This is a genomic window from Nostoc sp. (genome assembly GCF_041747015.1).
Taxonomy (GTDB): Bacteria; Cyanobacteriota; Cyanobacteriia; order Cyanobacteriales; family Nostocaceae; genus Nostoc.
On record NZ_JBGTFY010000411.1, the window covers coordinates 1 to 22,754 of the forward strand.

Annotated in this window: 16 protein-coding genes and 1 tRNA gene; 6 read left to right on the top strand and 11 right to left on the bottom strand. The window is 41.8% G+C overall.

Features of this window, described 5'->3' with window-relative positions:
* Positions 1-1,509 (top strand): penicillin-binding protein 2 (gene mrdA, locus ACEW80_RS32150; protein ID WP_373530495.1); only part of this gene is annotated, 1,509 nt, incomplete at its 5' end.
* A 223-nt stretch (positions 1,510-1,732) separates the two neighbouring features.
* Here the strand turns inward: mrdA and ACEW80_RS32155 are convergent.
* Positions 1,733-2,527: a D-alanyl-D-alanine carboxypeptidase family protein gene (locus ACEW80_RS32155; RefSeq protein ID WP_373530496.1), complete on the bottom strand. Its 795-nt coding sequence runs from the start codon at positions 2,525-2,527 to the stop codon at positions 1,733-1,735.
* Between the two features lie 102 nt (positions 2,528-2,629).
* Between ACEW80_RS32155 and ACEW80_RS32160 the strand changes: the two genes are divergently transcribed.
* On the top strand, positions 2,630-3,547 hold the full coding sequence (locus ACEW80_RS32160; RefSeq protein ID WP_373530497.1) for an AEC family transporter: 918 nt from the start codon (positions 2,630-2,632) through the stop codon (positions 3,545-3,547).
* A 155-nt stretch (positions 3,548-3,702) separates the two neighbouring features.
* Here ACEW80_RS32160 and ACEW80_RS32165 read toward each other — a convergent pair whose 3' ends face one another.
* From ACEW80_RS32165 to ACEW80_RS32195, 7 genes are all read right to left on the bottom strand, one after another.
* Positions 3,703-4,914: an EAL domain-containing protein gene (locus ACEW80_RS32165; protein WP_373530498.1), complete on the bottom strand. Its 1,212-nt coding sequence runs from the start codon at positions 4,912-4,914 to the stop codon at positions 3,703-3,705.
* A gap of 285 nt (positions 4,915-5,199) precedes the next feature.
* Positions 5,200-5,355 carry a hypothetical protein gene (locus ACEW80_RS32170; protein WP_373530499.1) on the bottom strand — a complete coding sequence of 52 codons (156 nt, stop codon included), beginning with the start codon at positions 5,353-5,355 and terminating at the stop codon, positions 5,200-5,202.
* A 313-nt stretch (positions 5,356-5,668) separates the two neighbouring features.
* Positions 5,669-8,452: a glycoside hydrolase family 10 protein gene (locus ACEW80_RS32175; RefSeq protein ID WP_373530500.1), complete on the bottom strand. Its 2,784-nt coding sequence runs from the start codon at positions 8,450-8,452 to the stop codon at positions 5,669-5,671.
* Between the two features lie 225 nt (positions 8,453-8,677).
* The gene (locus tag ACEW80_RS32180) at positions 8,678-9,820 is read right to left on the bottom strand and encodes a mechanosensitive ion channel family protein (protein WP_373530510.1); all 1,143 of its coding nucleotides are present in this window, start codon (positions 9,818-9,820) and stop codon (positions 8,678-8,680) included.
* A 5-nt stretch (positions 9,821-9,825) separates the two neighbouring features.
* Positions 9,826-10,923: a mechanosensitive ion channel family protein gene (locus ACEW80_RS32185; protein WP_373530501.1), complete on the bottom strand. Its 1,098-nt coding sequence runs from the start codon at positions 10,921-10,923 to the stop codon at positions 9,826-9,828.
* Between the two features lie 1,303 nt (positions 10,924-12,226).
* Positions 12,227-13,549 (bottom strand): TIGR03279 family radical SAM protein, encoded by a 1,323-nt coding sequence (locus ACEW80_RS32190; RefSeq protein WP_373530502.1) that lies wholly within the window; start codon positions 13,547-13,549, stop codon positions 12,227-12,229.
* 91 nt (positions 13,550-13,640) lie between these two features.
* On the bottom strand, positions 13,641-14,465 hold the full coding sequence (locus ACEW80_RS32195; protein ID WP_373530503.1) for an undecaprenyl-diphosphate phosphatase: 825 nt from the start codon (positions 14,463-14,465) through the stop codon (positions 13,641-13,643).
* Positions 14,466-15,037: 572 nt separating this feature from the next.
* Between ACEW80_RS32195 and ACEW80_RS32200 the strand changes: the two genes are divergently transcribed.
* The 3 genes from ACEW80_RS32200 (at position 15,038) to nadB (ending at position 18,545) form a co-directional block, all read left to right on the top strand.
* The gene (locus ACEW80_RS32200) at positions 15,038-15,817 is read left to right on the top strand and encodes a DUF3120 domain-containing protein (RefSeq protein ID WP_373530504.1); all 780 of its coding nucleotides are present in this window, start codon (positions 15,038-15,040) and stop codon (positions 15,815-15,817) included.
* Positions 15,818-16,257: 440 nt separating this feature from the next.
* Positions 16,258-16,686, top strand: a complete 429-nt coding sequence (gene psbU, locus ACEW80_RS32205; protein ID WP_373530505.1) for a photosystem II complex extrinsic protein PsbU — start codon at positions 16,258-16,260, stop codon at positions 16,684-16,686.
* Between the two features lie 179 nt (positions 16,687-16,865).
* The gene (gene nadB, locus ACEW80_RS32210; RefSeq protein WP_373530506.1) at positions 16,866-18,545 is read left to right on the top strand and encodes an L-aspartate oxidase; all 1,680 of its coding nucleotides are present in this window, start codon (positions 16,866-16,868) and stop codon (positions 18,543-18,545) included.
* A gap of 8 nt (positions 18,546-18,553) precedes the next feature.
* On the opposite strand, the gene ACEW80_RS32215 is transcribed toward nadB, so the two are convergent.
* The gene (locus ACEW80_RS32215; protein ID WP_373530507.1) at positions 18,554-18,814 is read right to left on the bottom strand and encodes a hypothetical protein; all 261 of its coding nucleotides are present in this window, start codon (positions 18,812-18,814) and stop codon (positions 18,554-18,556) included.
* 696 nt (positions 18,815-19,510) lie between these two features.
* Between ACEW80_RS32215 and ACEW80_RS32220 the strand changes: the two genes are divergently transcribed.
* Positions 19,511-19,582: transfer RNA gene (locus ACEW80_RS32220), tRNA-Thr, on the top strand.
* Between the two features lie 299 nt (positions 19,583-19,881).
* Here the strand turns inward: ACEW80_RS32220 and ACEW80_RS32225 are convergent.
* Positions 19,882-21,177, bottom strand: a complete 1,296-nt coding sequence (locus ACEW80_RS32225; protein ID WP_373530508.1) for an RNA-guided endonuclease InsQ/TnpB family protein — start codon at positions 21,175-21,177, stop codon at positions 19,882-19,884.
* A gap of 187 nt (positions 21,178-21,364) precedes the next feature.
* Positions 21,365-22,489 carry an SGNH/GDSL hydrolase family protein gene (locus tag ACEW80_RS32230; RefSeq protein ID WP_373530509.1) on the bottom strand — a complete coding sequence of 375 codons (1,125 nt, stop codon included), beginning with the start codon at positions 22,487-22,489 and terminating at the stop codon, positions 21,365-21,367.
* Positions 22,490-22,754: the final 265 nt, after the last annotated feature.

Below are 22,754 nucleotides of genomic sequence, written 5' to 3' on the forward strand. Positions count from 1 at the left end.
GCACGTCTATCTCAAATTATCGAAGTTTCCCAAGAAGAGATGGAAAAGAAACTAGAAGAGGCAGGCGCTAACTCTTCTTCACTGATTCGGGTCGCTCGTGACTTGAAGGAAGCGCAAATTACAGCATTGAAGGAGTATCAAAGCGAACTCCAAGACGTGGAAATTTCTACAGAAGCCGTTCGCTACTACCCCCACGGCAAGGAGTTAGCACATTTACTCGGCTATACGCGAGAACTGACCGCCGACCAGTTAAAAGAAAAGCAGCAGCAAGGCTACAGATTAGGTGATGTAATCGGTCAGATGGGAGTTGAAAAAGCTTATGAGAAAACTCTGCGGGGCGAATGGGGCGGTCAACGGGTAGAAGTGGATGGTGCAGGTAGACCGCTGCGGGTTTTGGGTGAGAAACAGGCGAAAGCTGGTAATGATTTGCACCTGACCATAGATTTAGATATGCAAAAGACAGCAGAAAAAGCTTTAGGCGATCGCAATGGGGCGATCGTGGCACTTGACCCAAAGAACGGTGCCGTTTTAGCAATGGTATCTCACCCCACCTTTGACCCAAATATTTTCTCGAAGCAGAAACTCACCCAAAAAGATTGGGAAACTGTACAAGGTGCAGATCATCCCTTGGTCAATCGTGCCCTCAGCGCTTTTCCTCCCGCTAGCACCTTCAAAATTGTTACCACCACAGCCGGGCTAGAATCGGGTAAATTTTCTCCTAGCACAGTGCTACAAACCTATGGTTCCTTAAACTTTGGTGGCACCCGATTTGGTGAGTGGAACCACGCCGGATTCGGCCCGTTGGGTTTTATCGGAGCATTACAGTGGAGTAGTGATACCTTCTTTTATCAAATTGGTCGGGGAGTTGGCGGGCCAACTTTGATCGAATGGACTCGAAAGTATGGATTTGGTACAAAAACCGGCTTTGAGTTTGCTAACGAAGAAACAAAAGGTTTAGTGCCAGATGAGGCATGGAAGCAGAAAGTTTGGAAGATACCTTGGACTGTTGGCGATAGCATCAATATGTCAATTGGTCAAGGTGCTTTACAAACTACACCCCTACAAGTCGCCATCATGTTTGCTGTACCTGCGAATGGTGGCTACCGAGTCCAGCCGCATTTGCTTAAAGACAATGAAGAAGCAAAAAGCTGGCGAGTGTCTTTAAATATGAAGCCGACAACCATAAGTATCCTTCGTCAGGGACTGCGGAAAGTAGTAGCTGAAGGTACAGGTAAAGCTTTAAACCAGCCAACAGTTCCCCCAGTCGCTGGTAAGAGTGGCACCGCTGAAGCCTGGAAGGGTCGTGTTAAACAAAATCACGCTTGGTTTGGTGCCTATGCCCCCGCCCAGCAGCCGGAAATTGTGATTGTGGCATTTGCGGAACATTCTGGCGGCGGTGGTGGTAGCATTGCTGCGCCGATGATTTTAGAAATTATGGAAGAATATTTTCACCGAAAGAATCCAGGTAAATATCAGAAATTAGCGCCTGAGAAACCGAGAAACAGCTGACGAAACTAGGCATGGGGCATTGATTTCCTCTGCTCCTTTGCCCCATATCTCTCAATAGGGTTCAGTTAACGTGTTCATTCCTCGGAGATCCCCCCAACCCCCCCCTTTTTAAGGGGGGCTTATAACCCTCTTTTACCCCCTTTTTAAGGGGGTCGCCGCAGGCGGGGGGATCTTAACCAAACCGTATTGCCATATCTCCATCGCTAAACAGAAATGAATGAGGTTATTTATTAGGTTTCAAATTTTTGGCTTTGTAGAACATTTCTAAGCTGTCGCGATCGCCTACAAAACGCCAGTGCCAAGGCTCATAACTCACACCTTGAGCATTATCTTTAGGAAATGACATTTCAAAGCTAAAACGCGCCGCATTTGCTTGTAGCCACTGATAAGCCTTGGTATTGTCAAAGTTGGTTTGGAGATTAGTTGCTGGTACTGCTCTGTCTCCAATATCCACAGCGTAACCTGTGTGATGTTCACTATAACCAGGAGGAGCGCTGAGAGCAGATCGTTTTGCTGGTGTTTGATTTCGCTGTGCACCGACACCAAAAAACAACGGTTCCTGTTCGTTGACTGAGCGAAAGCCAGAAATTGGTACTAAAATTACACCTGCACTCCGCGCTGCTGCTACCATGTCCTCAAACTTTTGGGCAGCACCTTTTCGCATTCTAATGCCCCTATTTGCGGAGATGGTGACTAATTCTGACTCAGGGGCTTCTGAGTATGCCAGATGTCCTAACAGATTGTTAACAGAATTACCAGATTCTCTAGTTGGTGTAGGTGCAGAACTAATGGGTGAGGGTTGAGAATCGGCAGTTTTTTTGGGTGCAGTCACGAAAAATAAAAAACCGCCAATTAAAGCCAGCAAGACAAATCCTGCGACTCCTCCAATCATCACAATTCGCGGTTGCAACCACATTTTAGGTGTTGCATCAGGAGTATCGCGTATAGCCACTGGAATATCATCACCAGGGTCATTTGATGAGTTTTGCGATTTTCCAGAAAACGCAGCCTTATTCAAGGGTAAACTCCTGTTTCTGTAGGATAGCCATAACAGATTTTGCACTGGACAAAAGTAAACTTAACAGGTAGCATTTTACATCTGTGGTTCTTAGGCGCAATCTTGACAAACCTTTTAGAACTATACGTCAAGCTGGGAGGATTAGTCCTGGTAGGTTTTATTTTGGGACGCAAATTACCTATGACAGTTCCTACCCGTTTGGGACAGTTTCTTTACTGGGTGGGAGTACCCATTAGCATAGTATCCTTTTTGCGCCAATCTAGCTTTTCGGGGCAAATTTGGATTGCCCCGGCGATCGCTTACCTCGCCATTTTACTAGGAGCATTTTTAGCTTGGGTGGGGATTAAAGGACAAGTCTATTTTAGAAATACCGTTCTCCAAGCACCAACTCAGGCTAGCTTGATCCTAGCGGCAATGGTGGGTAATACAGGTTATCTTGGCTTTCCTATCACCTTAGCAATCGTAGGCAAGGAATATTTTGCCTGGGCGCTATTCTACGATTTGCTAGGTTCATTCCCAGGAACTTATGGCTTAGGTGTGTTAATAGCAGCGCGTTTTGGCGGCGGTGTCCAAAATCATTGGCAGACTGCTAGAGCAATTTTAATTAATCCTGCCCTGTGGAGTTTCGGATTTGGCTTACTGTTTCGACAAGCGACAATTCCCACTATCGCGGAATTCTGGTTAGAGAAATTTGCTTGGAGTGTCGTAGCTTTATCTTTGATGTTAATTGGAATGCGACTAGCGCTGCTCAAATCTTGGCGTAGTCTACCACAAGTAGGGATGAGCTTGGGAATCAAAATGCTGCTAGTTCCCTTAATATTGGGGAGTATTCTACCAGTGTTTGGATTAACTGGTTCTGTAGCAAAAGTTATTGTCTTACAAATGGCCATGCCTCCAGCTTTCGCCACACTCGTAATTGCTGAGACATTCAATCTTGATCGCGATCTGGCAGTTACTGCCTTAGCTGCTGGGGCTATAGTATTGTTAGTTACTCTCCCACTTTGGCTATGGCTGTTTTGATTTGGGATTTATGCACTGTGTGCGATCGCTTACAGCACTTCCGGCAGCTATGAGGTACATCCTCATAGCTGAAAGTGATGATAGGAGAGAGGCAGGGATAAAAACTGTATTGCATAATAGCCGGAAGTGCTGTAAAACCCCAGGGAAAACGTATCTTATGGTTTTAATTTAAGCGCTTTTAGAACATGATTTTCAAATTCTGCTGCTGGCAATGCAGGACTAAATAAAAACCCTTGCATAGAATTACAGTCATATTTGCGTAAAAAAGCCAGTTCTGCTTCCGTTTCTACACCTTCAGCAATTACATCTAAATTGAGATTGTGACCCATTTGAATTAATGCTTTAGTAATCGCTGATTTTTTGGGATCGCTAGCAACATTATGGATAAAATAACGGTCGATTTTTAATGTATTAATTGGTAAGTTTTTTAGATAAATTAAAGAAGAGTAGCCCGTACCAAAATCATCGATCGCAATCTTTACACCTAAGGAGCGCAATTTATTCATAGTAGCGATCGCACTATTTATATCTTGCATAATCATACTTTCAGTAAGTTCTAGTTCTAGGTAATGTGGTTCCAGATCATTGGTAACTATAAGATTAATTATTTTCTGAATAAAATCTGGTTGATTAAATTCAATTACCGATAGATTGACAGCAACAATCAGAGAATAAATTCCGGCATCACGCCAGCTTTTAAGTTGTTGACAGACCATTTTTAATACCCATTTGCCAATAGGAATAATTAAACCTGTAGATTCTGCTAAGGGAATAAATTCTGTGGGATAAATCATCCCTAGTTCTGGACTTTGCCAGCGCAATAAACTTTCAGCAGCTACTATTTTGCCGGAAGCAATATCGACTATTGGTTGATAATAAATTTCAAATTCTTGAAAATTGTGTTGTTTGATAGCCCGGTGTAAACTAATTTCTAACAACTGCGTTTTTGGAGACAAGTTATTAATTCTAGTGTGAGGAGATAAATACCTTTTTAAAGTAGCGTATTTTTCCAATCTGTTAATGATGGCACTCAATAACTCAGCCCGAGTAAATGGCTTAGTTATATAGTCATCTGCACCCATATTCATACCTTGACGAAAGTCAGATCTTGCAGATTTTGCAGTTATAAAAATGAAGGGGATTGTTGCCGTCGATGGATCTTGACGTAATGCTTTTAGCACACCATAACCATCAATTTCTGGCATGATCATATCACACAGGATTAAATCGGGAACTTCGGAGATAGCTAGATGTACACCGATTCTGCCATTAGCCGCAGCAATAGTTTCAAAATCTTCAGCTTCTAGCAAATCTAAAATGTTTTCGCGGACTGATTCTTCATCTTCTATTATTAAAATTCTGGGCATAATTTACCTCAATTTATATTTATTATTTAATGACATTAAACTTTCTACTAAATTCCAGTGTACTTAGTGATAGATATTTTATCTTGATGAATATCTACAAATTTTTTTATAATTGCCATTCCTAATCCAATGACTAGTAATTTCTGCTGCTATGCGATCGCTAATGCCAATATTTGTACCGAACCAATTTAAAAATTTCCCTTGGCGATTGCATAATAGTAAAGTACATACAAGATGCCAGCGATAGATTTTGTCAGTCGCGCTAGCTAAAAACCGAAAACGCTCTTAGCTTTTTTCTAAAGCCTCCCACACTTGTTTGAAGTCAGTGATGTCTCGTCCTTTGGGAATCAGCAGCACGACTTTGCTAGTTTCGTCTGTAAACGGTTTCAGAGAAAAGTTTACAGACGAAACTAGCGATCGCCCAGGAGTTAGCACAAACAAATTGTTCTTGATTATCTAGATGTACCAAGTTGAGAAATTTGCCATAAGACATTTCTTGAGTTTCTCCTGACTCACCTACCATACTCAAGAACAACTTGTAGTCATGATTCTGATTGTGTTTTCGGCACAACCTTTAGCAGCGAACAGTCAATTATTCACTCTAAGAGGTTGTTTTAACAATAGGCAGTTGACTACAAAAAGCTCTCAGAGCATAAGCTGTCCATAGGTGTATACACAACACCATTGAAAGCATACTCTAGTAACCTGACAATCTCTCAATGCCTATAGGTTGATATTCTGCCCCTCTGTATCTTCACTGAGGAGCCAGCTGTACCCGGCGTTCGCCGTAACGCAATAACCTTTCTATAGTTACAAGCCGATTTTCCCAAACTTTGACTTGATAGGAATTTGACTTAAGCTCCTGGCTCATCAATACCCGAAATTGAGACTGGAACCGAGTTAGAGAGGCCCTCGCCACTAATAATTTACTCGCAGAAGGCGAGGTGGCTAGTTGATTTAAAGCACTGCGTAAAACTTCTGCCTGGTTGTTAAAATCGGAAATTTTTTGAGGAGTCCTTTGTAGTTGCTCATTTTGCAAAACAAATTTCCATTCCCGTTGCAGCGCGGTGTAACGGACGGCTGCAGTTTGAAAAGGCTGGCGATAAGGAATAGGTTCACTTGTAGTGGATGTTGTGGATTGATCCCTACCTTGAGTGCTAACAAAGAGTTTTTGTAGCTCGTTGTTAAAATTCTCGGCGGCAAAGAGTGCATAACCACTAACTGGCAAGTCCCTTACCAACTGGAGTTGATCGAATGCCCCAACTGTTGGCAAAGAAAGTAAGCGAATTCCCGGCACTAACAATGTAGCTCCCAATTGTTTAGAGGCGATCCAGGGTTGGGCTAGTCGTTGGAAGCGAGGAGTATCCAGAGCATAAGTCATAGGAACAATTAAATCTACATCCCCCCGCCTTGCCCAAGTTTCCCAGTTTTGTTGAATTTTCTGAATCCTCTCTTGTTGCGGTAGCGGAAATACTGCAACCGACAAAATCAAATTCGGTCGCTTTTGTCGCAACTGCTGTGATGCTTGGGCGACAAAACTATCAACTTGCTCGGTGCGAAATGTCGTCCATTTTTGCCACAGTTCTGGTTGGCTAGGAGAAATATTTATCGGATCTATACCGGTAAGTTGCTGAAACTGCGCTCTTGCAGCTTTGCCGTAACCGTAGGTTCGATCTGCTGACGGGTCTTGGAAGGGGTAGCGAATGTAGTCTAGCTGTAAACCATCTACATCATAACGGGTGACAATTTCCTCATACAGCTTGAGCAAGTACTGCCGCACTTCAGGGTTGGCTGGGTCGAAGAATGGCTTAGTCTGCCCAACGGGAATCATGTTACCAAGGTTATCGTAGTTTGCCCAATCGGGATGAGCCGCCAGCACTGGCCCTGGATAATCACGATTAACGTTGATAATCTCATTGTGACGTTGGTTGCCAGCAGCAAAAGTCCAAACCCAAGCGTGTAATTCCATGTCTCGCTCATGGGCTAATTTCACTGCCGCTTCCAGTGGGTCCCAACCACGAATTAATGGGTTTTGCTCTTTTGCAACTTGGCTGGGATAAATAGTATAGCCAGCGTTAACAGTTTCAAAAAATACGGTATTAATCCCAGTTTGGGCTAGGCGGTCAAAAATCTTGGCTAGTCCCGCCTTGCTGCCAGCACGAACAATTGTCCCCCGATCTAACCAAACTGCCCGAATTTCTGGTTGAGCCAACTTCTGATCAATAGGAAACTGCTGCCACAAAGTCGTCTTAGCTACCTGCCACTGCTGACGAGCCAGAGCGTAGTTTTTTTGGGCAATCAATTGGGGTAAGTTTTTAGCAATTACCCTTACCTGTGCCAAGGCTTGGTCTTTACTTATGACTAACCCACCCAATTTAGTTGAAGCCAATTGCGTCGGCTGCTTCTTGATAGATTGGCGGGTGTGGGTGTTAGAGATTTCCTTGTCCTCAGATCTCGCAACGCCTTCATTAGCCGCATCGGCTAACACTGCTAAATGGGCACTTTCCACCCGACCAATCAGATTTTCTAGCTCTTGCTGGAGGGCGATCGCTTCGTTGCTGTCAATCGGCGTACTGGAGTTGGGTGCAACATCTAGACGCACCGCTTGTTCCAATTGGTCAATAGCCTCCTGAGAACTTGGCGGTTTGACCATAGTCACCGCTCTAGGTTGCGGAGCGGTGGCAGTTTTAGCAGGAGGAGATGAGGGAGATGTACCCCTGCCCCCTGCCCCCTGCCCTCTTGACACAGCTGCCACCGTTGTAGAACAGCTTTGAGAACCTCCTGCTACTTTTTTCATGCGATTCGATGGCGCTGGCGCTGTCAAATAGTGATTGAGAGCAGCTTTTAACCAGGCATTATCTAACTCGGCGGCTGTTGCTGTATCTGTTCCCCAGCGCCAGCCCAAAAAGGTGGAACGTTCGGTTGTCACGACTGCGGCAGGATTATCTTTAGAATTCCAAACAGCAGGAGATTGACTACCCATATCATTAGGAATCACAACGCCGCCGCGCACTTTGCCAAAAAGTTCAGTTTGATTTACCCATTCTGGGATCTTAGTTTTTGCTGGTTTGATTTGTTCTGTGTCGCTGAGGCTGAATCCCCAATAACCTCCCAGGAGCGATCGCAATAACTGACGCACTCCCGGCGCTGATAGACTACCTACAGGCCCACTGGCAATCAAACGCCCTCCTTTACTCATCCATTCTTCTAGGGCGATCACTTGGATTGGGGTTAATGTCTCAAGATTTGGCAAAAATAATACCTTGCGATCGCCCCAATCTGCCGCACTCTTGACATCAGTAAGGGGAATTACACAATATTTTACCCCAATTGTTTGTAGGCGATCGCTTATCCCTGGCCATTGATTTGCATTTTCTTGGCCATACACTACGCTCAATACAGGTTCTTCAGTCGCCGCCGTTACTGGCAAAATACTTAAAAAATTTAAAATTATAATTTCAGAACTTAAAATAAATAATTTTCTAGCTTTTTTAATTTTTAAACTTATATCTTTTTGGTTTTCTTGATGCCTCACCAATTACTCCTCATTTGATTATTAATTGAGTTATTAGTCAGAATTCATTAGTACATAATCTAGGATTCTGGCTTGATTACTGGTAAGTTTACTGATCCTCTAACCTGAATTACGTAAACCTACTATTGGTCTAGCTTTTCCAAAATATTTGATTTTGTAAAAGTACTTAGTGAATTACTTTCATCAATCTAGCCTATCAAAACCAATAAAAAATGCCAAGATTGATACTCAAATTGTCACAGGCGATTCTACATAAACTGTCGGCTCTTGCATCGTGAATTTAATTCCATTCGTGACTAGCTTTTTAGAAATTTTTTCATTTGCCAATTCCAATAGGCGTTTGCGTAATTGCAGAGAGTTGTCACTGGAACCCAAAATAAAAAACGTCACTCTTGTTCGAGTTATTTGTTTTTCTGCATTGTCTGCATTGTTATGAGTTAAAAAAGTAATACTGGTGCTGCCTGGATCGATACCAAATAGTGAATTAGTACTCTCGACAATTACCTGTTCAACCAGAGCTCGTTCTGGGTCTTCCAGCAAGTCTAAGAAATCGAGGTAGAGTAGAACCATAACTTTCTTCCCTCGAGTAATATTCTCAATTTCTAAGTTTGCTAATATTGAATTGGGAATAATAAACAGCGTACTTGTAGCAGCGGTGCGAATTTTAGTTGAACGGATACCAATTGACTCAACTCGCCCAAACAAACCTTCAGAAATTTGTTGCGATTTCTGTAAACGTATATATTCTCCAGGAATAAAGGGTCGATCTAAATACAACACAATTGTTCCCAACAATTGCTCTAGGGTTTTTTGAGCAGCAAAAGCTATAGCTAATCCACCAATTCCTAATCCAGTTAATAACCCAACTAAATTGAATTGTTGACTTTGGGCAAAAGCCAGAACAGCAATAAATCCGATAATTACATTTGCAAAAGTTTCAAATACTAAAAGTAATTCATCTACTTCTCGACCAAATTTCCGTAATATTTCAATTCCATACACTCGAATAAACTGTCGGAATAAACTAGAGCATAGCCAAGCAATACTCACAATAACAGCTAAATCAACGAGGGGAGAAATAAATCTGTAGATAGATTCATATTCCGCAATCCACACTAAAGAAAATGAAATTAGAATTAAAGTACCTGTGATTTTAAATAAGTTTCTAATTGGGTCAATTAAATTGTCATAAATACTGGCAACTTGCTGCGGTGCAAAACGTCGGATAATAATTCGCAAGAATGTAGGAGTATATCGTCCTATCAGTAAAGATAGCACAATAAAAAATAGAAATACTCCAAGTCTAGATAGGGCTGATATTGTGCTATCACGTTGAAGAAATTCTAGAGTAATCCGGGAAATATTCGTCATCATCTCTAAATTGTAATGGGCGAGTCAACATAAATTGTTGGTTCTTCTATATCAAAAGCAATACCATATTCTTTTAAATACTGAGTCATGCTTTCAGTTGCCATATTTAGCAGCTGACGACGTAATTCCATTGAGACATCTCCAGAACCTAAGATAAAGAAAGTAACTTGCGCTTGACTTTTATCTGGTTCTACCAAGTTATTGATATTTTTAAAAGTCACTTCTGTATTCCCCGAATCAATTCCAAAAATACCATTGGTACTGTCTAGAATAACTTGGCGAATTAAGGCTCGATCTTCACTTGTGAGTGTTCGGTAGAAGGCCAAATAAAGAATTGACATGACTTTCTTCGCACCAGTAAAGTTTTCAATATTCACCTGAGTTAAGGAACTGTTGGGAACTATCATTACAGTTCCCTTACCAGATGTTCTAATTCGGGTGGATCTTAATCCTATAGATTCAACTCGTCCAAAAGTCCCATCGGGAAGACCAATATAATCATCAATCACGAAGGGGCGATCGAGATAAAGAACAATACCACCCAAAACTTGTTCTAGGGTTTTTTGAGCAGCAAAGGCTACTGCTAAACCACCGATTCCTAAACTAGCTAGCAATCCTAAAAGATTAATTTGATGCGTTTGAGCATAGGTAATAATCGCTAAAAATATAATGATGAGATTCGCAACCCATTTGAAGAGAATGAGTAGCTCACTGCTGATTTTTTTCCCAGTTTTGAAAGCAGCATTTAATAAATACAAGTCAAAGAAATTTTTAAATAATTTAGAGGCTAACCAACTGACTGCGATCGCCAGAGTTAAACTCACAATAATTTCTAATGAGTTTGTCCACTGATTTTTAGGTAAAAAGGATATAAAAACCTCAAAAGCCCCAATTACAGCTACCACAATTAATAAGTCTTCATTTGGCTTAATTAACTTTTGGTAAATATCAGTAATTTGGGGAAAATTCAAACGTTTCCAGAGTAAGTTTGTCAATGAAATCATGAAACGACCAACTATAAAAATAAAAAATCCGATCACCAACCCTAGTAAGCCAATCTGTATTTCTCTCTTTGTAATAATTTCTGATAAAAAAACAACCATTTTTGAAATTCGTCTACAATCTGTTATCAGGAGTATTCTAAATTAATAAATCTACTTTCACTATTGACAGTAAACAAAATAAACGATTAAATATCTAATGCCTTATAAAATAAGGCAGTTATTGCTAGAGTCAAGAAGTATAAAAAAACTTGAGTTTTGACTTCCGCGGCTCGACTGAGCTTCGCCGAACGTCCTTACGGTACTAGGTCATTATCCAGTTTAAAAATGAGATACTGCTACGAGATTAGACGTTTGCTACTACATAAACAAAGTCCACTTACGTGGACTTCATGAAAACAAGCTGTTGAAGTAGGTTTTGCATGTGTAGATTTCTAATCACCGTGGCTGAATAAAATTTTACTTTTATATTTGATGTTCAATCTACATATTTTCTCACGATTCAATTCGGATTGCTAGACTAAAATTTTCTTAGCAGTGAACATTTTAGCAGTTATGTCACTCATTTGAATTCTGAGAAAAAGCTATCCAAAAATAGATGCTGGATAGATAGACTACCGCCAGAATGCAGATAATTCCGATAAAGTTCAAATCAGTCATGACATTTAATTAAAGGTAATAGTGAGCAAAAGCCTACAAATTAATATTTGTAAACTTTGGATCTTACATCCAAACTAGCTGGATACAAAAAGGTTTAGTCCAAAAACTTGGACTAGGTAAAGTTAATCTGGTCACTGAATCGATGAAACTTCGTATTTAACGCCCGTGTACAACTTCCTCTCAAACTAACGCCCAATCCCAACCCTACAGGCTTGGGGGGGAGGAATAAAAGCCTCTGGGACTGTGGAGTAAAGGAATGGAAGTGGGATTCTAAGGATAAGTTGCACATCCCGTTATCCAGGGATAGCCCAAATGTGACTAGCCGTAGAAGCTATCTAAAAAAAGACCACACAAACACGTGCAGTTTGTTGACTTATCTCAATCCTATTGAGGTAGTTGGGTGACATACTCCCACACCGAATGATTGCATACAATGTGGGCTTCTGTGCCAATCCAGCTATTGCTGAGGAGGCGCTGAACTTTGTTTTAAGTCCACGAAATGCCCTACCGCAGACTGTGCTAACCCTCAGATGCTGTACATAGCCGCAGCAATAAGTAGGTAGCGTTGGTTAGCGAAATTAGCTTAGTTACGCGCAGGCGATCGCTACATAGTAACTATGTATTTTCATTCTACACTATGAGGGATCAGAAAACCAGGTTAAAAATGCGCTCTCCAAAGCAGTAAGCAAGAAGAGTTTGCAGAGCGTAGTTAAATTGTCTATAATAACGGGTTAACAAAAACAGCTTAAACAATACAGGTATTGATTAAATCTTCAACTCCTGTTATTGGTAATATTTTTGTCTGCAATTTGCAGGCTAGTTCTTCAACACTCATATCATCTAAAAATACTAATTCCCCATGTTTTAGCATTACATTTGGCAGTAAAATCGCTTCTCCCAAATCTTGCCCTTGTAAGTTCAATAGCAAATCATGACCAGTTAGTAACCCAGTGACAGTGATATTTTGTCCCCAATAATCACTACATAAAGCACGCATATTTACTTCTAAACCTTCAACAAAATTTAAGCGTTCCAAAATCGGTTGGAATGCTTTTTCTACAGCGTTGCCCACTACCCAAGTTAATCTTCTCTGAGGATAAACTTTTGGCGGTAGTAATTCTGCCGCAACGGTGGCAAATTGCTTGATAAATAATTGAATCGAACCAACTCCATTATCAATTTGAGGATATTCTTCATATTCAGACTCGCTGGGTAATTCCTCACCTGCAATCAAAAACCACTCATCGGCTAACCAAACAACGCTGGAACCGAATTGTTGGCGAAATTGCTGTGAAAGCGATCGGACTTGGGAAATCACTTCTTGGGCTTTTTCCCTATTTACGGGTATGAGTTCGTCTTCTTGAGGCCGAAACCGTGTCAACCCAACTGGCACAACTGCCACCGATGCCACCGCAGGAACTTCACCAGTATGAAAAGATGCTAAATCTTTGAGAGTTTGTTCTAGATATTTGCCATCATTTATACCAGGACAAACAACAACTTGAGCATGAATTTGTAGTCGTCTTTGTTGAAACCACTTGAGTTGTGGCAAAATCTGTCCCGCACGCGGATTTTTTAGCAGTCTAATTCTAACTTCGGGTTCGGTGGCGTGAACAGAAACATATAACGGAGACAAGCGCATTTGTTCAATGCGCTGCCATTCTCTTTCTGGCAGATTCGTAAGGGTAAGATAAGAGCCGTACAAAAAGCTCAGACGATAATCGTCGTCTTTTAAATACAAGCTGGTGCGCTTACCTGGTGGCTGTTGGTCGATAAAACAAAATGGACAGCGATTATTGCACTGAATTAAGCCATCAAATAGGGCAGTTTCAAATTCTAGCCCCAAGTCTTGATCGTAATCTTTTTCGATTTCCAGGCTATGAGTTTTACCAGCAGCGTCTATAACTTCTAATTCCAAAACTTCATCAGCACACAAAAATTGATAATCAATTAAATCGCGGGGATGTGTACCATTGATTGCAACGATCGCATCCCCAGACTCAAAGCCAATCTCTGCGGCTATGGAATCAGGTAATACTTTGATAATTCGGGCAGGAAGAATAGTCATGGGGCATTGGGCATTGTGTATAGGGCATTAGTCATTTGCTTTGGATAAAGGACAAATGACAAATGACTAATGACAAAAAACTATTATGGAATTATCCTTTCCAACCTGCTGCGATCGCCAATAAGATCGCACTGCCAAATGCTAATCTGTACCAAACAAAAACCAAAGTGTTTTTGGTTGCTAAGTATTTGATCAAGAATGCAATTGATAGGTAGGAAAAAATAAAGGTTGAAATAATCCCGACAATTAATAGTCCAACAATGTTATCTGGTAACTGTTGGGCTTGAAATAATTTGAATATTTTCAAACTTTTATACAGTGTAGCAACGGTAAGAGTTGGAAACCCTAACAAAAATGAGAATTTCGCTGCCATATCGCGTTCTAATCCTAAAAATAAGGCAGTCGTCAACGTCGAGCCAGAACGAGAAACGCCCGGAATCAAAGCAAGTGTTTGTCCCAATCCAACTAAAATACCATCCCGAATCTCTAATGAATCATAACCTCGCTTGCGAGTGCCAATTTTTTCTGCCAAACCTAATAAAAGTGCCATGATGATCGACATAATGGCAATAATTAATGCACTCTCCGGTAGAATGTCTTTCAAAAGAAAGCCAAAAATTAAGGCGGGCATTGTTCCTACTATAATACCGACAAGAATCTTCCACTCTTCACGTTGCCAGTCTCGATCTTTTAGTGCTTCGATTCCACCCTTGACAATACTGTAAATAAGTGACCAAAAATACCCCAAAATTGCTATAACACTGCCAAATTGAATTGCATCAACAAAATCTTTAGAACCTAGTTCTTTCCAACCAAATATCTTTGTCACAATCAGAAGATGTGCGGTGCTGCTGATTGGCAAAAACTCTGTAATACCTTGAACAATACCCAAAATAAAAGCTTGAATAAACTCCATATGCAATTAATACCTTTTTCCTGTTCTAGACATGATTATTTAGCTGATGATGTTTGTTGACTACGCTCATCGTCCCTTGCGCGTTCCGCAAGAAAGATTTATTGGGAATCTTAAACCCCTTAATTTAGGGTTCGACTGAGCGCTCACGCCGAAGTCCGCCAGTCACATAGAATTAATGCTGTTAGCGGATAGCTAAGGTTTAGCCCATTCTGGCTCCTGACTCCTGAATTCTTTCTTGATAACATCATCGAAGACGCTGACCATGTTCTTACACCCACCTCCATAAGTCAACGCCATTTTGGCAATTCATCAAACTTTCATATTTAGCAGACTGATGCCAGTTAACTTTTTAACAGTTAAATTTTACCCCTGACTTCTTTGTAATCTGCTATTTACAAGGTACTACAGAGGAGTTCTGTACATGGTTCAACTTTGATGGATTGGTCTAGCGCAGAATGTTTGGTTTGCGCGATCGCTCCCTGAAATTTCAGTATAATTACAATGCCCCAGGGGGGGATTTAAAAGTGTGATACATTAAATAAGATAAAGTTTAGTAACAAATATTAAAAACTTTGATTAATAATACATTGTCCTCCTACACTACTTCTACCCCTTCTATTGATACAGAGTTGCATCCATCTGACACCGAGCAAAGGAGCATCAAAGAATTAGAGTCTAGACTCTCCTTATCTCCCTCTCTATTTTTATCTATATCTTCTCGACAAACTTGGTTAGTGTTTGCGGCGGCGGTGTTTTTGGTAACAGTGCCAGTATTTATAGAAGCGCCAATAGTGCGATCGCTACCAAGTTTAAGTTTAGCGCTGACAGCATTTTGGGTGTGGCTAAGTTTTCGGTTAATGTCACGTCCTGCAACTTATGTCTGGGGGGATTTGCTCTTAGGATTTAGCTGGAGTTGGTTAGCAGGAGCGATTTACTGGGGCTGGTTACGTTGGGAACCTGTATGGCATCTGCCAATGGAGTCTATAGGATTACCATTTGCCTGTTGGTGTCTGGCGAAGAATTGGGGCAAGGTGGGTAGCTGGTTTTATTTAGGTTCTTTACTCGGTACAGTGTTAACCGATGTATATTTTTATATAGCAGATTTAATGCCCTATTGGCGGCAAATTATGATAGTAAATGCTGATGTAGCACCCCAAATATTACAAAACGCCTTAACGAAAGTACAAACGCCTTGGGGACAAACTTGGGCAATAATTCTCGCCCTAGTGCTGTTAACAGTTGGAATTTTACCTTTAGCTAGAAAGCAAAAACACTGGTATGCCTTTGGTGGCGCAGTTTTAAGCACAATTTTGGTAGACAGCCTATTTTTGTTAGCTGCGATCGCAGCGTAAAGGAGGCAGGAGGTTGCAATGAGCGTGTAGGCTTCTCTTACCGAAACTTTTTCCAGCCCAGTCTACGGCACATCAAGAATGATGTTGTAGATGATTAATTAGTTAAGAAATATTACATAACCATCCATCAGCATCAGGTCTTTTTTTGGTGGGGTTTTCGGTATTAGACATCGCACAGTTTCGTGTCTGGTTAGAAGGTAGAATCAACCACCCTGAAAAGATTTCGTCTAGCGGGGAATGCTACCAGGATCATGGATGCAAAGCTATTGCAGCTATGCAGCCACTCTTACCACTATGAAAATTTTTGCCAAAAGTACAGCCAAACCCAGTAACGGCAAATATTGTGGATATTAATACGCTGTATATTAGTTTCTGATGACTGCTGACGGCTGTTAGCTTAAAACTTTTATTTCTGTTTGATGGAAAGAGGTAGAAAAATCGTGAAAGGATTAGCGCGTTTATTAACAGTGTTTAGTTTGTTACTTAGTTGCTGGGGATGGTTGGGAACAACTCAGATCGCCCAAGCTGCTAGTTTCAACAGTTTTGCTTTTGTGCAAGTCCCAGTTCTGGCAATTGAGCGGCAGACTCGGGCAGACGCTAAACTAGGAACGGAATTTGGTAAAAAAATTGATTTGAATAATACCAACGTCCGAGCTTTTCAACAGTATCCAGGGCTTTATCCCACCCTGGCTAAGAAAATTATCATCAATGCTCCCTACAAAAAGGTAGAGGATGTATTGGATCTTTCAGGATTGAGCGATCGCCAAAAACAAACCCTGCAAGACAACTTTGATAATTTCACCGTGACAGAACTAGAGCCTGCCTTTAACGAGGGAGACGATCGCTTTAACAACGGTATCTATAGATAACTGTCTTTGCAAATTTAGCAAATAGCAGCCCACTCCTAATTCTAGGGAGTGGGCTGCTGAGATAAAAGGAGACTTGGAGGACAAGGGAGACAAGGGGACAAAGTAAAATTTTTCCCCTTGTCTCCCGCTCCCCCTGCTCCCTGCTCCCCCTGCTCCCCTGCTCCCCCTCCCCCATTACCTTGCCTCACATAGATATTCCTAGCCAATTTGATGTCTTAGTAGTCGGCGCTGGTGCTGCTGGACTATACACAGCGCTGTGTCTACCAGAGTCCTTGCGAATCGGATTGATTACCAAAGAAACAGTTGCTTTGTCCGCCAGTGATTGGGCGCAAGGTGGCATTGCCGCAGCAGTTGCCCCGGAAGATTCTCCCACGCTGCACATTGAAGATACGATCCGGGCAGGTGCGGGTTTGTGCGATCGCACGGCTGTAGAATTTCTCGCCCAACTTGCCCCTAACTGCATTCAATCTTTAGTTAACTTAGGGGTTGCTTTTGACCGTCATGGTCAAACCTTGGCTTTAACTTTAGAAGCTGCCCATTCTCGCAACCGCGTTCTCCACGCTGCGGACACCACTGGCAGGGAAGTTACCACCACCCTCACCGCCCAAGTCTTACGTCGCCAGAATATTCAAGTCATTCAGCAAGCTTTAGCTTTGAGTTTGTGGATTGAACCCGAAACTGGTCGCTGTCAGGGAATTAGCCTGTTTTATCAAAGTGAAATCACCTGGGTAAAAGCTGGTGCTGTAATATTGGCAACCGGTGGCGGTGGTCAGGTATTTGCTCAAACCACTAACCCAGCAGTAAGTACAGGTGATGGGGTTGCGATCGCAGCTCGGGCTGGGGTTATCCTCCGCGATTTGGAATTTGTGCAATTTCACCCCACTGCCCTCACTAAACCTGGTGCCGATCGCTTTCTCATTAGCGAAGCTGTACGCGGCGAAGGGGCACACCTCATCGATAACGAAGGGCGGCGTTTTGCCTTTGACTATCACCCTGCCGGTGAACTTGCACCCAGAGATGTGGTCAGTAGAGCCATCTTTAGCCATTTACAACGTACCGCCCTCGATCTGGCAACTGCCCATGTGTGGTTGGATATGCGCCCTATCCCCGCCGACAAAATTCGTCACCGCTTTCCCAATATCATCAAAGTTTGTCAACATTGGGGCGTTGATGTCTTCCACGAACCAATTCCTGTAGCGCCAGCTGCCCATTACTGGATGGGTGGAATTGTCGCAGATTTGATGAATCGTACTAATATCACCGGTTTATACGCGGTGGGTGAAACCGCTAGTACTGGCGTGCATGGAGCAAATCGCCTCGCCAGTAATTCCCTGCTGGAATGTATTGTGTTTGGGGCGCAAATGGCTAATATTGAATTAGAAAATACTGGGCTGCCCTCAGAAACACCAGTGCTGCCATTACGGAAATTTAGTGCAGATGCTAGTGAGTGGCACATCCAGCAAGCACAGCTAGAAGCACTTAGAGAGAAGTTACCGCGTCTAGTGTGGGAAAGTGCTGGTATTTGTCGGGAACAATCAGGGTTGGAAAGTGCGATCGCTACTGTAGAATCTTGGCAGCAAGATTTCGCTACTTTGCCTTTAAGTCAATTCTTGCTTGCTTTACGTCCAGGAGAACCAGCTAGTTTTGACTTACCATATGTTGAACGGCAATTGCGACTTTGGGCAGAAACCCGCAATTTATTAGATGTGGCTGATTTAATTCTTAAAAGTGCTGCTTTTAGAACCGAAAGCCGGGGCGGACACTACCGTTTAGATTATCCTCAACCAGACCAAAATTGGCAAGTCCACACACTCGTACAAACATACCACTGGGGGAAATCTCCAGTATCTAAAATCTAAAATTGCCATCAGCGAGTACCAGTACCATACTGACTATCAGGACCACCATAATTTGGTGGGATATACGTGTCTTTTAAATCCTGAGAATTAACTTTGCGACCGATTAAGGCGTTACTACTATTAGCGCTTGCAGTGCTGAAGATACCTGTGCAAGCAGCAATATTCGGTATTAGGATGTAAGCAGCTATACAGAATAATCTAAACTTTGTGATCCGCAGGTTAGTTTTCATAGCTTTCAGTAAATTTACTAGGTTTTTATTTTGAGACATAGTTTTTAGTAATTACTGTATATTTACCTGCTTTATTCTAAAAAGACTCCAACTTTATGAAATTTTTGCTGGTAGTGGACAAGTAATTGCCGTATTAAATAGTCCTAATACTTAAGGAATATTCTTTAATAAGGTGTTTTTCCATCAGTCTAAAGTTAGATATGTTGATAAATTACTGTAAGCAATTTGCCTAAATCAATAGTTCTTAAAAATAGCTTATTTTTCTAAGTATAAACACTATAATTAGTTAAGGTAAACCTCCAAAGCCTAACAAATAATACTTAAATTTTTCTATATTGATAATCTCACCACAGCGAATACATCTAAAGATAAAACAGTCAACTTGTCATATTATTAGGGTTTCAAAAACTATTAAACCTATAGGACTCATATTTAATTTCTGAACAGGATTTCAGATGAAACCCTGGTAAAACGAGCTTTTCAGTCTCAGTATAGTTTCAAAAATCAAACCGGAGTCCTATAGCAAGTATAAGTATATATTCTGAAGTAAAAATAAATATTTACGATATTGATTTAGTCTTCGTAATTATCTCTGATGATGCCTGGGGTGATTCGCTCACTGTGGTCTATTCATCTGAAAACCGCTGTAAAGCTGACATATTATTCAGGTTTAAAGCGATTTTTGGGATTTTGATCGACCATAATCAAATCATGTTATACTTCTAGATTGTGTATGCCGATGTGGCTCAGTGGTAGAGCAGCTGATTCGTAATCAGCAGGCCGTGGGTTCAAATCCCATCATCGGCTTTGATGAAAGCATTACTCAATAGTAAAGTTTGATACGAATCAAGCATTTAGCCAAATGGGTGGAAAAACCATTAAAAACGCACTTATATTGCAATACAGTTCACTTAAGGCTAAAAACTAAAGCTGGTGTAAGTTGGGTTGAGGAACGAAACCCAACATTATCGAGACTTTGTTGGGTTGAGCGACAGTGAAACCCAACCTACTATTCTCTTAACCCAAGCGTATTGACTTATATTGGTAGCGCATCATTTTTCCTGGTTTTTACAGTTTATGAATGTCGAATTGACATCCTCCCCACCCTACTTCGTTGAGGGTGGGGATTCCAAAGATCGCTCTTTGGGTTTCCTCTTTCCACGAGTTGACTTGCTTGAAGGAGTTTCCTCACTCAAGTATTGGTCAGTCTCTCCAGAGGCGTTAGTTCCGACGTGACCCGCCGTACTCAACCCTTTTTCTAATATGTTACGTGCTGCGTTCCAATCCCTGTCTTGGGTATGCCCACAATGAGGACAAACATGAGTTCTGGTGCTAAGAGTCTTTTTGACAACCTCGCCACAATTAGAGCAATTCTGACTGGTGTAGTGAGGTGGAACTGCAACAGTTACTACCCCAAAAATTTTACCGAAATACTCAACCCATTCACGGAACAACGACCACGAAACGTCACTAATCGACTTAGCCAAGCGGTGATTTTTCACCCTGACGGGTTCGCCAGTCGCTTCAAGTCGGGAAACCCGCCCAACGCGCTGGCTCACCATATTCCGCACCTGCAAATCTTCATACGCCACAAGGTCGCTAGACCTCACTACGCACCTTGCCGTCTTAACAGCAAAGTCTTTGCGCTGGCGACTTACTTTGAGATGCTTACGCGCAAGTTTATTTCTAAACTTAATTCTGTTTTGAGAACCTTTTTTAGTCCTAGACATTCGACCTTGCAACCGTCTCAAAGACTTCTCACTCTTGCGAAGATGTCTAGGATTGGCAACTGTTTCCCCATTACTATCGGTGTAGAAATGGTTCAAGCCAACATCAATACCAATAGTTTTACCCGTTGGTTCTCGTCTTTCAACTCGTTCTTGATCAATGCAAAATTGGCAATAATAGCCATCTGCACGACGTACAACCCGCACTCTTTTAAACTGTTTAAGTTGGTAGAAATGCAGGTCACGAGTTCCCCAGAGTTTGAAAGTTCCTGCTTTGAACCCATCCGAGAAAGTGATATACCTGCGGTCGTCAGAAAGTTTCCATCCACAGGTTTTGTACTCTACAGAGCCATGCGTTTGTTCTTTCTTAAACTTTGGAAATCCCTTTTTCCCTGGTTTATTTTTTTTGCAGTTATCAAAAAACCGAGCGATTGCAGACCACGCTCTTTCAGCACTGGATTGTCTTGCCATTGAGTTCAGCTTGGCAACCCAAGGAAACTCAATACTGGCTGCAAGTACAGCGCAAAATTTATTTAGGTCATAGCGTCCAATACCCTTGTTATCCATCCAGTATCTCAGGCAGCTATTACGCACAAAACGAGCAGTACGAATCGCTTCATCAAGCGCTTGATACTGCTCGTTAAGTCCATCAAGTTTTGCCTCAAATACAATCATTTATGTCTATTCTTGCTACATAAACAGTATATCATGATTGTCAAAAACTCAACTACCTTCTTCCCTAATTTCGCTTACGCTCAATTTTGGTCAGAAGGTGTTGACGCTCGTTCGCCTTTGGCGTCTCCCCTTGGGAGAAGACTCGCTACCGCTTCGCTAACGTTTTTGACCGCTTTACATCCCCTGCCTACGTTCGCGTAGCGTCTCCCCTTGGGAGAAGCGTTGAGGCAGGGGTATTACAGCGATCTGATAAACTATCCGCCAAAGCTAATTGTGCATCAAAAATCCGACCTGCTGACCTTTTTTGTTGACGCTTGACTACTCCTACCGCACCAAAAGCACCAAGGGCTAAAATCCCCAAGTTAATCGCAGGTTCCGGGACAGACTTAGCCTCAATCGCCGCCAGTGCAGCATTTGCTACTAACTGATGAACGCCTGTTGTTGGATGCACAGAGTCAAAGAATAAATAATCGTTTGGTTGAGGGCATACACTGATGATTGTCTGAAAATTGCCTACTAGGCAAGGGTTAGTCACATCTTTAAACCCAAATTTCCCTGGATTTGCTTGTACTTGATTAAATAGGGAAAATACATCAACAGAGATCAGATTCAGGTCAGAGTTGTTGCTAAATTTGCCTAATTCCTCTGCTAGTTTATTGTTATGGTCATTTGTCAAAGCAGTCAAATTATTTGATTGCTCTGTAGCGAATGCAAACGGAATCTTGCCCAAATCAGGCAAGTTAAAGACTAAAATATTTTTTGCGCCAGATGATGCAAGTAACCCTACTGCATCTGATAAATTCTGGGCTGTTTGAGTCGCATTGGTAGCTTGACCAAACACATAGTCATTTGCACCTCCCCATACAGCATAAAGGGCATTTGGATCAAGCTTCTGATTAACTTGTAAGATGGGTTGTGTCAACAAACCGACTTGCTCTAGTACTCCCGGTAACGGTGCATTAGGAACAACAGCATTACCTTGACCTGAACTAGCACCGCCTACAGCAAAGTTAATACCTTGGTTAGGAATAGTAGGATTTAAAGTAATGTATGGAGAGGGTGTTAATCCTAGCTGATCTCCGAGGTAGTCTACCCAAACCTGCTGATTAGAAAAACGTCCTTGAAAGTAGGGTGGTTCTTGGGGAATGGCTGTTGTCGGAGCGACTAAACCACCCGTAGCAGTAAAGACATTGCCAGTATCAGAAAGACTGTCGCCAAATACATAAAATTTGGTAAAACTCGCAGCAGTCGCTTTGAGCGGCAACGTAAAAGATAAGAGTACAAATCCTGCCACTACAGCTTGTTTTTTCATATTTATTTTAACCGTGGTATTTTTTAGTCTATTTAAAAGTAATCAAAGGGCGATAGTCTGAAAACTTGCCTTTTGAGTTACTTCAAAATTTAGTACGTCTGTTGAGTTAATCTACGTTATTTTACTTAACTAGGGCTTGCTGAATAAGTCTCCAGAGCGAATCTAGAAGCCACACAGCTTACAAAATAGTAGTTTCGTCGCTTAGTTTCCCAATTTGCCCGGCGCTCGCCGACGAAAGTGCAAGGTTTTTGAACCTCTGGATGCT

What these genes read in the sequence shown, in the direction of transcription:
- ACEW80_RS32165 (WP_373530498.1), bottom strand. Translation starts at nt 4,914, where the DNA reads ATGCCCAGAATTTTAATAATAGAAGATGAAGAATCAGTCCGCGAAAAC.
- ACEW80_RS32180 (WP_373530510.1), bottom strand. Translation starts at nt 9,820, where the DNA reads ATGACGAATATTTCCCGGATTACTCTAGAATTTCTTCAACGTGATAGC.
- ACEW80_RS32185 (WP_373530501.1), bottom strand. Translation starts at nt 10,923, where the DNA reads ATGGTTGTTTTTTTATCAGAAATTATTACAAAGAGAGAAATACAGATT.
- ACEW80_RS32190 (WP_373530502.1), bottom strand. Translation starts at nt 13,549, where the DNA reads ATGACTATTCTTCCTGCCCGAATTATCAAAGTATTACCTGATTCCATA.
- ACEW80_RS32195 (WP_373530503.1), bottom strand. Translation starts at nt 14,465, where the DNA reads ATGGAGTTTATTCAAGCTTTTATTTTGGGTATTGTTCAAGGTATTACA.
- ACEW80_RS32215 (WP_373530507.1), bottom strand. Translation starts at nt 18,814, where the DNA reads ATGTCTCAAAATAAAAACCTAGTAAATTTACTGAAAGCTATGAAAACT.
- ACEW80_RS32225 (WP_373530508.1), bottom strand. Translation starts at nt 21,177, where the DNA reads ATGATTGTATTTGAGGCAAAACTTGATGGACTTAACGAGCAGTATCAA.
- ACEW80_RS32230 (WP_373530509.1), bottom strand. Translation starts at nt 22,489, where the DNA reads ATGAAAAAACAAGCTGTAGTGGCAGGATTTGTACTCTTATCTTTTACG.